Here is a 14,305-nt window from a genome sequence, read left to right on the forward strand (position 1 = left end):
TCAGGTGTGCATATGAAACACCGCCTAACCATCAGCGATGGACGCAGCCAAAGCCAGCGTCTGCTCCCCGCTCTTAGCGGTGACTATTTCCATCTTTACGAAATGCGTTATGAGCAAGTATTGGCGATTGCCAGTGAATATGCTCGTCTTGTGCAATTCTACAAACTTGACTTAAAAGTGGATGGTGATTGGCAGCAGTTTTTCAATGCGGATGAGACTATATTGATGGCCAGTATTCTCTCGATCAAATCAGATCGGTTGAGTCAACAGTTTGAAAACCGATTGGCTCAACAACCCCTATACCGTAACTGGTTTCGCGAAGACATTGTCGCTCCTTTGCATGCCAGTTATCGTGACGCTTTGAATTCACCGCTATTAATTGTACGCGCTTTGAATCAATGGCTCATCAATATCAGTGCAATACAAAGTGACATCGCACATGAAGTAAAAAAATTATTGGAAGGCATACTGCGTGGTTTGAAATGGGAGATCAAAACTCTATGCGACAGCACGCCACGAGTTTTGATGCCACATGCTAAAAATCTGATGAGTGAGCGATTTCAAGAGCTGGTTGACTGGCCGCTCCCAGAGATTCGTACCAACAATAGTGCCAATCAAGGAAAAGAGAAGACACCCTCTTTCAGCGAAATACAGCATAATTTTCATACGCTAAATCAAGCGATACGTATCCTACAGAATGGTATCAAAGCACTGCTACCTGCATCACTGATGAGCGGCGATCATGATCCTGCGATCAGCTTATTAATCGGTTTTATTCGATTATTCGAACAACTGCAACAACGCTTAAACCGTTTTGGCGACAAGCATATTGATTTCTATTACCGAGATGTGCTCGGTATGGAAGCACACGAACAGACATCGGATAATTGTTTTGTACTGATACGACCAAGTGCTCATGCACGCCAAATTTTGATCGAAAAAGGCACGGAATTTATTGCAGGTTTAGATGAAGAACAAAATGAAATTATCTATACTGCCGATGATAAAACGACGCTCAACGACGCCAAAGTTGTCGCTATCCACACCGTTTACTTTGATCGCAAACCACGTCATGACAAAGTATTGCTAAGCCAATCTAGCTATCACAAAACGATAGCATTACCAGCTAGTGATGCCAGTGAACTCGATCACGGAAAGCTGCCACCATTACCTTTATTCGGTGCGCCCAAACCTGGCGAACATTTATCCGGCGTCGCAGCGTCAGGTTTTGGTTTCATGATTGCCAGCGATACCTTGCTCATGAATGAAGGTGATCGCAGCGTGCGGGTCTTATTTCAATTCAAAAAAAATGAGCAAAGCAGTATAGAAGCCATACTGAAACGCATCATAGACAAAGCAAATCAAAATCGACCACAGAGTAATCTGCGTTTAAGTGATGTGTTCGTCAAATTATTACGCAGCATGTTTAGAATTTCCTTGACCAGCAAAAATGGTTGGCATCAAGTAGGTGAATATAGACCAGAATATCGCGGCTTAAATTCTGAGCTATCAGACAATTGTCTAGCCATTAGCTTTAGCTTACCGGCTAGTGCGCCAGCTATCACAGCGTATGACAGCAAAATACACGGCGATGTCTATCCAACCAGATTGCCCTTGCTACGTTTTGAGATGACGCAAAATGAATATGCTTATCCGTATGATCTACTCACCCGTTGGTTGATCGAAGACATTACGATAGAAGTCAATGTTCAATCTTGCCGTCAATTACTATTGCACAATCAAATCGGACAATTAAGCGCATTGGCACCATTCTTACCGTTTGGCCCGATTCCCGCCTTAGGTTCTTATCTAGTCGTCGGTTGTCAGGAAGTACTAGGGAAGCATTTAACGGATCTATCACTAGATATAGAATGGAGTGGACTGCCGGCCAAAGTAGGCGGATTCGTAGCCCATTATCGCGGCTATGAAACACCTCTTAAACCCGATGCGGTTGAAGTTAAAATCGCCGCTTTGGCTGATGGTAAATGGATCAAAGCAGGAGCCAATACCACACTCTTTGAATACGCTACTAGATCAGATGGTAGCCTCAGCAATCAAGTTAGTCCAGAAAATCGCTTAAGCCTCAAGTCAGTACTGGCATTCTACAAACCAAGTCTGCCCTCGCCATCAAATGGTAATGCCAACCGATTTTCCTATACTTCCGCGACCATGAATGGCTTGTTCAAAATCAGCCTAGAAGGCCCGGAAGCCGCATTTGGCCACCAAGAATATCCGCAATTGTTATCTCGAACTCTGACTCAAAATGCGCAAAAGAAAAAATTAGCATTCAGTCAGGCGCTTCCCAATCCGCCTTATACACCGCAAATTAGCCGCGTGGTTTTGAACTATGCAGCCAAGACAACGCTCAATTTTGAACAGCAATATCAGGGACAAGAACTCTACATCCAGAATCAATTGCTGCATTTGCATCCTATGGGCTGGGAAACGATTTCTGCCGATCATTCAAAACAACCCGCGCTGATCCCCTACTATGCAGACGCTGGCAATCTATATATCGGTCTGGAAGCAAAATATTTACAAGGCACACTTTCGCTGTATTTTTATCTGCGCGAAGACTCACTGCCTATGACTAAAATTAAGAAAACCGGATTGAACTGGTGCTATCTATCAGAGAATCACTGGCATGCTTTTAGTCAGGCACAAATTCTGGAAGACTCTACCTATGGCTTTATGACCAGCGGTATCGTACAACTACAAGTACCCGAACAAATCGATCAAAACAATACCATACTACCGGCGGGAAAATTCTGGCTCCGAGTAAGCGCAGACGCTGGTTTAGAACGCTTTTGTAGCTTGTATTCCGTCTACGCTCAGGCAATACGTCTGAGTTATTCGAATCAACATGGTAAAAAAGCGATGCCGAATTTGCCGGCATTAAGTATCAAACGTAGTCGCCAACAAATTGTAGGAATCGACAGCGTTTTACAAATACGACCAGGCTTTAATGGTAAAGAAAAAGAAAATGCTCATCAATTCCGCACCCGCGCGAGCGAACGATTACGCCACAAAAATCGTGCGATCACCGCGGCTGATTATGAATTACTCATCTTAGAAAACTTTCCTCAAGTTTTTAAAGTGAAATGTTTTGCCAATCTGCGTTCAGAACAAGATCCAGCACAAAGAATCCGCGCGGGTCATATTCTCATCGTGGTTTTACCCCATCTGCATCAAGGTGGACACGCGAACCAAAAGCCTAGTTTAAGCGGGCATTTAATTCATGAAATTCAGGAGTTCATTCGAGCTTATGCTGCCTCGGATGTCAGTATCAGTGTAGAAAATCCGGTGTATGAAGACATACAAGTCCGTTGCACAATCAAACTGAAATCTCATTTGAATGGTAACCGACACAGTGGTCGCTACATAGAACAAATTAATCAAGCACTGTGTGCTTATCTGTCGCCATGGAATCCTGATGGACAGCATCAACATTTTGGCTGGACGTTACAACAACACAATATTATTTCTTTCTTACATGACCTCGACTATGTCGAAGAAGTCACTGCGGTATCTATGTTGCAGATTTCGCCGATTGGCGACGCCAACGATCTGCTCTATTACCTGAAAGATAATGCCCCATTACAGCGTTCGGATAAAGATTTGTTCCCTACTTATCCGTGGAGCGTAGCGGTTCCCATGAACGAACATTGGATCGTTTTAGTCGATCACTACCAACACCAGCATCCAAAAGCTGTCGGTATTAATGAACTAAAAATCGGTTCTACTTTTATTATTCCCTCCAAAACACCAAGGACAGAGACATGACCACAAGAACACGTGACATGCTAAAGAAACAGTTCCAGCAAGGAAAAATGCCGACTGAGGAAGATTTTTCTGATCTGATTGAGTCCATGTTAAATATGCTCGACGAAGGTTTTGATAAAACTCCGGAAGATGGTTTCAAAGTCGCCCAACTGCGCGACGGGAAACTAATGAGCTTCTACAAGGACATCAACATCGGCAATGCCTTATGGTCTTTTGGTTTAGAAAAATCAGGTGACAATCTCAGCATTAAGGACGCACAAGACAATTCCTTACTTACCCTATCAAGTATCACCGACGGCAACAATATTCGTCGTGCCGCGGTCGGCATTCATCAAAGCCAACCTCAATATGAATTAGATGTTGCTGGCTGCATCGCCTCCTATGGTCGAGTCGGACGCAACGGTGAACTAGCTGCGCCCGCAGATGGCAATTGGTATGACATTACGGAAACTATGACCGGCTGTCAGGCATGGGAGATCGTTGCCGGTGTCGGTGCTAAGGACAGCGAAGGGCGCTATGCCTTAATGCATGCCTTCGCTCTCAATACCTTTAATGCCAATAGCAGCATCACTTATCACCAAAGCCATTTCGGCAATAAATGCAGTCGCATCGAGTTACGTTGGATTGCCGAAGACAGTGATAAACCTTTTGAATTCAAATTACAAATGCGGGTCGGATGCGGCTATGGCGAAGATGTCTGGATCAAGTATCACATGAATCAATTGTGGCTAGATACCTTAATGCTAGAAAGTGACCAGAAGCCATTGCGCCAACCCTCGCCCCAATATGTCGCTAAAGGCAAAGTGAAAAAGTAAAGTCATGAACACTCAAGATATCCATTTACAACTCAGCTTGGCACAGGGAAATTTGATCTTAGAAGCCTTGGCAGAGCGGCCGTTCAAACAAGTCTTTGAGCTAATCGGTAGCTTAAATTCACAAGCTGCGCAAGCGTTCTCAGCAGAAGCAGAAGAACATGATTTAGGAAAATTTATTTTAAATGCGCCGCAATTGCGTCTGATCTTAGAGGTGTTGGGCGAACTGCCTTACAACCGTGTCAACCGCTTGCTGCATAGTATGCATCAACAAATACAGAAAGCCACAGCGGGTGATTAATCAACATCACATCATGCGCCGTCAAGCCGATCCTGAGCAACTCGATTTCGAGGGGCTCAGGCGGCAAGGTATCGCTATGCTGCAGGATTTATCCAAAGGCAAGTGGACCGACTACAACCTGCATGATCCTGGTGTCACGCTTTTAGAATTATTGTGTTACGGCTTAACGGATTTACTGTATCGCACCGAATTTAGCGTAGCGGATTTTTTGACTGATCAACATGGTCAAATTCAATATAAAGAACAAGCCTTATTTGCCCCGCAAGACGTGTTCCCGAATCAGGCATTAACTGATCTAGATTTTTGCAAGCTGATTTACGACAGCCTACCTGCGGTCGATGATGTGTGGATTACTCAAGGAAAAAAAGATGATCCTATGGCTAGCATCGCTGGCCTATTTACCGTTTTTATTAAGCCCCATGAATCCTTATTTGCACATAGCGAGAGTGACGAAGCAGCTAAGCGCGAACAATTACGACTCGAAGTAATCACGCTATTAGCGCAACACAGGAATTTGTGTCGCGATGTCGCACAAGTCCACATAGTCACACCGCACGCCTATAGTTTGGCGGGAGAAATAGAAATCGATGATAGTCGCCTGCGCACTGAGATCTATGCCGACATCTATTTTCAATGCGCCAAGTTAATCTCCTGCGGAAGCCGCATAACCCGCTTTGAAGAAGCGCGCCAACAAGGTATGACGTGGGAAGACATTTTTGACGGTCCACTCACTGAACATGGTTATATCGATGATAGCTATTTTTCTCAAGACAATTACGATGTGGAAGCCATCAAGCTCATTACTTTGGTGCGCCATATTCCCGGTGTAAAAAATGTCAAATCTTTATACCTACTGGATGAACAAGGTCATGCTAAAGAACATCTACGCTTCACTCATCATGATACGATTTGCCCAGTATTGCATTTCCCCGAAGACCATCAAAAAATCCTAGCCTTACGTCTCGTTCATGGCAGAAGCGCGGCCTTGGAAGCGAAAGATTCAGTAGCCCCCAATACCGCTTCACGCCAAAGCACACGTGAGCTAGATGCCTTCGCAGAACAAGTTAGTCTATACCTGAAAAAATTCGAATTTGAACACGAAGCATTCCGTCGCGATCAAGTTCAAATAGATAAGATAATCCAATTACCGCAAGGTCAGGTACGACAATTTTCTGACTATACCTCGCTCGGAGAAGACACCCCCGCCATCTACGGCATTAATCGCTATGGCGTCCCCAAATCAGAGCCTCCCGAAGTACACGCAAGAGCTCGTCAATTAAAAGCCTACCTGTACCCATTTGAACAGATCATGGCTAATTATCTGGCATCACTGCAGCAAATCCGCCGCGTATATTCGCTCGACGACACGCTGCAACAAAGCTATTTTTCTCAATTCTTGGAAGATACTGAGATTCCTGATATAGAACATCTGTACAGCAAGCAAGCTAATTCTCATCAAGTCGAACAAATCTTACGAGAGCAAGATAATTTTCATGACCGAAGAAATCGGGTACTCGACACGCTACTAGCAATCTATGGTGAACAATTCCCAGAGGAAGATCTGCGTCGCTATGCCTTCTATCACCGCGAACAGACTGACCAACATATCATTCTTTGCAAAATACACTTATTGCAGCATCTATGTGAACTCAGTAGTCAACGCGGGCTAGGCTTCGATCTTACTGAGTCTTATGACACCGATAATCGCGCCGCACTGCAGCGGCGCCTGCAAATTCTGATCGGCAATTATCAACACAAAAATGGTCGTCATTTCAGTAAGGTATTACAAGAAAAGGTGCAATACCTAAGCCATACGCGCTACAAGGAAAAGCTTGCAAAGCAGATTAATTTCCCTAGTAATTTGAGAGTAGAACAAACTTTCACTATCCCTTATATCCCTTATATCACTCATAGCGATGGTGACAATCAGACAAGTGAGACATCATCAGAGTCTGACTTTGAATTGCCGCATCATATACTCAGTGACAGCGTCTTACGTAATGCGGCTTTTTTGGAAAACTACCATTACTACCCAGAAGGTGAACATCATGTCTGGCTGTGTTTAATCAATGGGCATGAGGAAGTACTACCGATTTGTCTGTTGCCGAAAACAGAGTTACAGAGTTACGCCCTCGCTATGCAAAAAAAGATCGTAGAGATTAATCAGCAATGTGAAGGTTTCCACTTACTCGAACACGTACTCCTGCGCCCACGCAGCGCGTCCAACGCCAACACTCAGGATAGAGATGCAACCTCGACTGAAGATTTCTATGCGCATCGTGTCAGCATAGTATTGCCCGGTTTTACCGCACGCTTTGTTGATAAAAAGTGTCGGCGCTGGATAGAAAATCTGATTGCTCAACATTTGCCCGCGCACGTTTTGCCAGAGTTTTACTGGTTAGATTTTGCATTTTTCGCCCAGTTCGAATTGCGCTACCTTCAATGGCTAAGTCATTTACAAGCAAGCAGCAGCACTGGTTTCTCTGACGATTCTGGGAATTTACAAGCCTTAGATGAGAGCGCTCAACAATTGATTGAATTCATCAAGAAAAACCGGCAGCAATCAACGCTTCATTACTGGATATGACTGAATACAAGCGACTATAAACAGCATGAAACCGATTAACCGTATCCACCAATTGGCATTTGATGTGAACTTTTCCGCGACACCGGCGGATGAACACGCTTTGCCTGCCTGGATACAAGAAAATCTATTACCTGTCATCGATCAAGTGATGCATCAACTAGATCAACAGCTACATGAAAAAATGGGGCGATCTAGTAATTTCACCCACACAAAACGTTTGGAAAGATTAGAAATTGATCTCGGCACCGTGAGTCAAGCCGAGTCGGCTAACGAATTGCAACGTCGTTTGCATAGCCAACTAATGAACGCGCTCAGCTTTGAATTTGCCGAAAAAACAGAACATAGCTTAAGAGTACAAGAAGCACACATACTCCAAGACCAATTACTTAATTTCTTACGTACCGGCCAATTAGCTTGGGAATTAGAGCAACAAGGTAAACATGCTCACCGCCATTTACTCAATAATTTGTTGTCTCATTCCACAACTCAGTTGGTGACACAATCATCATCTGTATCTGCGCGCAATACGATGAATCAAGCTAAACAGCCTATGCGCCGCAATGTGCTGGAAGAATGTTTATCCGAGATAATCAACGATGATATTCAATTGACGCGTTTAGTACGCCAATTTGAAACACCGGAATTATTTCAACTTATCAAAGCCAGCTTAGCTCACTGGCCTGCACAAGAACGAGAACTAATCCTAGATTGGATCAGTTTAGAATTACTGCGCTTAGCGCATACGACAACGCTACGCAATTTGAAATCAAACCCAAGCGCCAACCAAGATCAGCAGCAAACATTTTGGAAGCGACTATTCAAAGCGAGCCAACACGTAAAATCGCTGCCTGCACTCATCCAATCTTGGCTAGAGTCACAAGAACAGACATTCACGCAGGCGATTAATACCTATGCTCAATTAATACAACAAGATCACAGCCTGTCAAATACGACGCGAACTGCATTAGAACTGGTTCTCGACAACCTCAGTCAATATCTGATCAAAGAAAATACAAAGCCAACGCACAGCGATGGTCTCCCTTCATGGGAGGAAGATCAAGTCGACGCACTACGCGCTGTGATTGTCGCGAGCAGAATTGCTACTTCCACCAATACTAGCGCGCATGTTCAAACAGAACCACCAAACGACCACCGCTATCTAGCCATCCTCAATGCTATTAAAACGACGAACTATGAGGCGCTTCCAAGGGATTGGTACACGCTATGGTATTCGCACTGGCATGATGTTTTACTCAGTCAAGTAAATCTATTCCGCAGCTTGCGAAAATCGGAATGGCCGCATTGGCTGCGCCGTTTTTCAACACCTCAATGTCTAGAGATCATCGCTGTATTGCAACCGCATTGCGCTTGGTTTATCGCACGGCATCAAGCTGATTTAAGCTCACTAACTGCCGCAAAACGCGATCATGTGCTAACTCAATTATTAAGCGCCGAACCAAACAGCATCAAACTGAGCGCTCAGATCGGCGATCAAATCAACAATAATAGCCGTGACATAGGCAGCACACTAGACGACATATTCAAGACCGAAGACAATACGCCAACCGGCGGCTTTAGTACGTCAAGACCTAGCTCTGAGGTACTCGATAAAATCCAACATCACTATATGGATCGCGAGCTGGATGCCCTTGAGCATAATGAACAAAATCAGCCAAATCGGGCAAGTCAGCCCGAGCAACTCAATGAACTCCAAGCGATCTTACAAGCATGGCCTAGCCTTTTGCAAAAACCCAAGGCATTACGCGCACTTTTTGAGCGTCACCACGCCTACTTGTACCAGCTAGCTACTAGTTATTTATTAGACCTATTACCCGTACACTACCCTGATATGTACGACTATTGGCAACCGGATTTTCGTCTGCTTGCTGACATAAATAATCATCCACAACACGAGCAAAGTCTGCGTCAATTCTTACAAACACTGTTAACAAAAAAAATTGATGCACTGAGCGCTCATTTTTTAACCAGTACAGTAAGCCAACAATTGATTCAAGATCCCAATGCGGAATTTTTATTCGATTGGATAAAGGCAGCGAGGTTGACCGAGATACCTCTCGAAGACAACGCACGATCAACGATAACGGAACTAGAACAGAACCTCAATGCGCGTAATCCGAACATACTCGATGCCGCCATTGAAACAGGTCTGAAAACAAATCTAGATTTACTGTATCTATTACGCCCACAACTCTGGCGGCATTGGCTTAGCTATGCAGGTGAAACTGCATTAATTCAATTGGCGCGCCAATTTCAGGCACAATTAGGCCGAGCGGTGATGGACGAATTTTTTTCTAATATTGAAATAAGCTCAGTCTCTGCTATCAAGACGGCAGCGCATATCTCAGAAAACACGGTGGCGATCACGGCAATGAGCTCTACACTGAGTGCTGCACTAACAGTGATGTTAGCGACTCGCCCAGGCTCGCTGGATATCGTACAGCTCAAGCAACTCAAGCCACTACAAGCAGTTGCGCCACCTGAATACAGCTCGCAGCAAAACTCATCTGAAGTCGAATCTGATGCCATAGCGCAGGAAACAAAATCAGAAACAAAACTAGAAAAGACCGATGAGTTTAGCGACGACGCGTTGGCGCTTTTTGAGAGGATGTTAGTTACAACATCGACGGATGCAAGTTCTATATTGTCGCAATTAATACGCATATACAGCAAAGATCTGATACACATCTGGCAGCGCTTACCCGCATCTGATCCATCTCAAAAAACCAAGCAATCACAGCTACTTCTGAAAATTCATTTGGACGATAAGATCGACTTGCTAGCCTTGCTGTATCCCACGCTGGCGCAGTTATTACATCAAACGAAAAATTTATTAAAACAAACTTCTATCGTCTCAACTGCTCAATTGAGTCAAAGTGTACAAAGTAAAACCATAGGTTTAGCAGCAGATCAGGTATCAAAGTCTAAGGCCTACTTAGCGCAATTCACTTTAGTCATTGATGAACTACTGCGCTTAAACAAACCGACAGAAAGCTCAATGACGCAAGGCTTGAGAAACTTTTATGATGATTTTTTAGAGTCATCTTTTGCTGGTGATAAAAAAATCAAAGACACCGATACCTCGCAAGTGTCCCCATTGCAATCACCAGCGCAATCACAATCGGAACAGAATCTATCCACAAATACAGTAGAGAAGATACAAGCAATATGGTCCAGCTTGCTTGAGCATACTCAGGCTAAAACTGCGCCCAATGAAACGAGGGATGTGATAGACGACATAGACGCGAAGAAAATAGCCGAAGCCACCGCAACCGTTCAGCCTACATGGAATGGTCTGAATCCACTTCTAGTGGCTTTCCGTCAATGGCAAAGCTCTCATTTACAACTCGCACAATTAGCGCTCACTGTCGAAGAATTAGAGCAATTTTTGCATTGGTGGATACTGCACGAGTCGAGCGACGAGGCCAGTAATCCACCGGATAATTATGCGCTTATGCTAGCTAGTATTAAAGACGCTATGCAGATAAGCGAGCATCCAGCCCTGCTCTTGGAATTGCTACTAGATAGCTTACGCGATGATCAAGCGCTGGATCTGGAAGACATTCAAGCTCAAGTGACGCGCTTAGCTACCAGCGTAAATAGGCAGCGACGTTCGCAGAGGAGCACAGTCGACATTGCTGCGCATATGCAAACATCACCAGAAAGAACGACGCTAACACAACATTTTTTCTTACGTTTGGATGAGCTGACTCATAGCGAGGCGCAAGAAGCATTGATCACGGAGAGCCATGAGAGCGCGAACAATAAAGTAATCGTAAGCGACTCGCGTGCTTCGACAATCGAAAAAAATATAACGCTGAGTTTGAGACAAAATATCGCCAGTATTCTTGCGCAAGAAGATCAAAATGAAACATACGAAGAAGAACAACAAGAATCTGAACAACTGACTAGTCAGTTAAGCATACAACAAAACTACTTAGCAAAGACAGCGCCTAGCCCTTGGCAGCAAGACATGCAAGCTGTGTTGGACAATCCGGTATTTCGTCTTTGGACTATTGAATGGCTCTGCGCTCAGCAAGAATCTGGTACGGATTTATCGGTAAGGTATGGGCCTTTAAGTTCTCAATCGGAGTCTGAGTTTTTATCTAATTCAATTCTCGATTCAAAGTCCGAACATTCGACAACCCCAAGCACTGCTACAAAGCGGACGGCGCACGATGCCGTCCTTACCGCATCAGCAAAAAATTTCGCATTTCTATTAGCGGCAATGAGCCAAGCAATGCCGCCCCACTTATATCAACGTTGGCAGGTCATGACTAAAGCGACGTTTGCCTTAGACGAAACGTTTTTTGAAATGATTTCACGACACTCACTGTCAATTACATCCGATATATATCAAGCCTGTGCAAGCAGCTTAGCAAGCAGCAATTGGCTAGCGTCAAGTCACACAGCAAACATGCAAGATAAGGAGCAAGATGCCACTCCAAACGCCGTATCTGCATCTCACCTCGATATTGGAAAAAAACAATCTGATTTACCTGCTCAGTTACGCGAAACACTGCCCCATAAACTGGCTTTAGCCATGTTAGATGGGCGCTTGCACAGTCTTGAATGGATCTGGGATGACATTAAGCGAAACCACGCTAAGGTATTGCAACAGGCACAGCGACGCTATCTGACAACCCCATCTTTACGTGAAAAAATAATCGCCCAAAATTCGATGGGGCAGCTATTCGATCTATTAGAAAATTTATCCATCACAGCCGCAATTTGCCTGAAAGAATTGTGGCAAGCGTGGGATATTTGCCGTCAATATCTCAATCCGGGAATGAACCTCGGCGAATGTCAAAAACAAAGTAGTCGAGCCGCGTTTGCTTATTTACTCGATCACGACTCATCACGATTAACGCTCAGAGAATTCCTGACTAGCGTCTTACTCTCCTTGTTAAATAACACAGAGAGTCGGATTGAAGTAGCGTCTGTACCCGATGTATTAGCAGCATGTTTAGAAGAATTAGGCGAGCACATATCGTCTTCGACCCCACTGCTGAAAGCTACGCTGCAAGAAATAAGACAAGAATGCCTTTTAATCGATAGCCTAGAGACACTCGTCGATTGGCAGCGGCTGGAATTAAAACAAAATTCTGAGAATGGCCTAAATGCGACCTATCCTAGTTTAGATAAAATGCAAGTGCAAAACTTGTTATTGCAAACCATCTGCGAGCAAGTACCGCAACTACTCAACGCTATCTTAAGACAAGATGCGCATGAATCAAGAAGTGAATTCATAGGCGCACAAAATACTGACGTCGTAAATGGAATCAAGTACTTAAGATCCTTCAACGAAAGTCAACGTCAAGCTATTCTGCATGCGCTGCTAGGCAATAGTAGCGAACTGGAACAACAAAAGTTTTGGCAGTATTTCGCTGAACGCTTACAAGTTCTTCAAGACTCTCAGCAACTAGTCAATCAAGATCAAAAAATAGAGGCTATCAATCAAAGTATGATAGCCCTATTCGCTGCGTATGAAGACGACACTGGAGCTGAAGAAAAAACAGAAATAGAAGAAGGCACAAGCTGGCGTGATTTACTTCTACCTAGAAAAAAACTAGGTTCACACCTTTCTAAGGCAGAACCAGTCGAGGAAGCTAAGAGAACAAATACGCAACTCGACGCGATACAAGCATTATGGTTGCGCCATCTCCCACATTTACTACATAGCCCACAAGAACTTTCGCTACCAGAGCAAAAATATCTAACTATCAGCTTCAGTCGTTTACATCCTGAACATGCTTCGGTATGGGCAGACTTTATCCGTGCGCTGAACAAACCGCTTAGCCTAGACCGTTATTTACAATTAGCGACACTCTGCGACTTGGCGCGTTTGTTCCGTTTGTTACGACCACGGCTAGCAAACGACATACAAGACATCATTGCCAGTATAGAAGCCGTATTTTATGTACCTTTAAGGCTCAATTCAGCACTACTCACAAAGGCAAGTTGGCAAGCCATTTATCGTGCAGAGCTCTTAAAAGCAGAAACGCACCGCTATCAGGATTTCTTATTTCAACTGTTGACTGAATTGGGACACACACATTCCATACCCGCGCCCGCCGTGGCCATGAAGGAATTAGCCAACTACCAAGCGAAATTGGCTGCCACAGTTTCACCTGCTGGAACTGATGAAAAATCGAATACAACTCATAATCAAAATAGACTCAATGAGCAGCCCAGCGCGTTCAACAAGACTACTAACCGCGATTCAAAAATAAAAAGTGATCACACTGAGAGCAGCACATTATGGGCACATGAATCGCATGTCTTGAATGCCGGCATGGTCATAGTCGCGCCCTATGTGCAACGTTTATTTGGTCTGTTAGAGCTAGTTCAAAACGGTGCTTTTGTCGATGAAGCAGCGGCACAACGCGCGGTACATCTCTTGCAATATATCGTGACGGGTGAAACATGGACACCCGAGTTTCAGCTAACACTGAATAAATTACTGTGTGGCATACACGGTGGGATTCCCATTGTAGCGGGCATAGACATAAGCGCGCATGAGGAAGAAGTTATACAGCAAATGCTACGAGGTGTTATTGGACATTGGCAAGTTTTGGGAAGCACTTCGATACAAGGTTTGCGCGAAACTTTTTTGCAACGTCAGGGTAATTTGTATTTCGAAGAAGATAGCTGGCGACTCAAGATCGTGCCTGGGAGTTTTGATATGTTGTTAGATCAATTGCCTTGGAGTTTTGCCATGATTAAGTTTCCCTGGATGTCAGAGCCTTTGCATGTGAACTGGAGATAGTACAAAAAGAGCATCAGAAAAGAATCGAACCCTTA

5 protein-coding genes are annotated in these 14,305 nt (G+C 44.3%); all 5 read left to right on the forward strand.

Annotated features, from left to right (window positions below; all coding sequences use genetic code 11):
* The first annotated feature begins 12 nt into the window (after positions 1 to 12).
* The 5 genes from ACFFJH_RS16090 to ACFFJH_RS16110 are packed head-to-tail and all read left to right on the forward strand — an operon-like array spanning position 13 to position 14,270.
* The gene (locus tag ACFFJH_RS16090) at positions 13 to 3,783 is read left to right on the forward strand and encodes a baseplate J/gp47 family protein (RefSeq protein WP_390213961.1); all 3,771 of its coding nucleotides are present in this window, start codon (positions 13 to 15) and stop codon (positions 3,781 to 3,783) included.
* The gene (locus ACFFJH_RS16095) at positions 3,780 to 4,598 is read left to right on the forward strand and encodes a hypothetical protein (RefSeq protein ID WP_390213962.1); all 819 of its coding nucleotides are present in this window, start codon (positions 3,780 to 3,782) and stop codon (positions 4,596 to 4,598) included. The genes ACFFJH_RS16090 and ACFFJH_RS16095 overlap by 4 nt, the downstream gene beginning before the upstream one ends.
* A 4-nt stretch (positions 4,599 to 4,602) precedes the next feature.
* Positions 4,603 to 4,896, forward strand: a complete 294-nt coding sequence (locus ACFFJH_RS16100) for a hypothetical protein (protein WP_390213963.1) — start codon at positions 4,603 to 4,605, stop codon at positions 4,894 to 4,896.
* Between the two features lie 13 nt (positions 4,897 to 4,909).
* A complete protein-coding gene (locus tag ACFFJH_RS16105) occupies positions 4,910 to 7,483 on the forward strand; it encodes a hypothetical protein (RefSeq protein WP_390213964.1) in 2,574 nt (857 codons plus the stop codon).
* Positions 7,484 to 7,508: 25 nt separating this feature from the next.
* Positions 7,509 to 14,270, forward strand: coding sequence for a contractile injection system tape measure protein (locus ACFFJH_RS16110; RefSeq protein WP_390213965.1), 6,762 nt, complete (start codon positions 7,509 to 7,511; stop codon positions 14,268 to 14,270).
* Positions 14,271 to 14,305 lie beyond the last annotated feature (35 nt).

The organism is Affinundibacterium danionis, assembly GCF_042432465.1.
GTDB classification, from domain to species: Bacteria; Pseudomonadota; Gammaproteobacteria; order Burkholderiales; family Burkholderiaceae_D; genus Undibacterium; species Undibacterium danionis.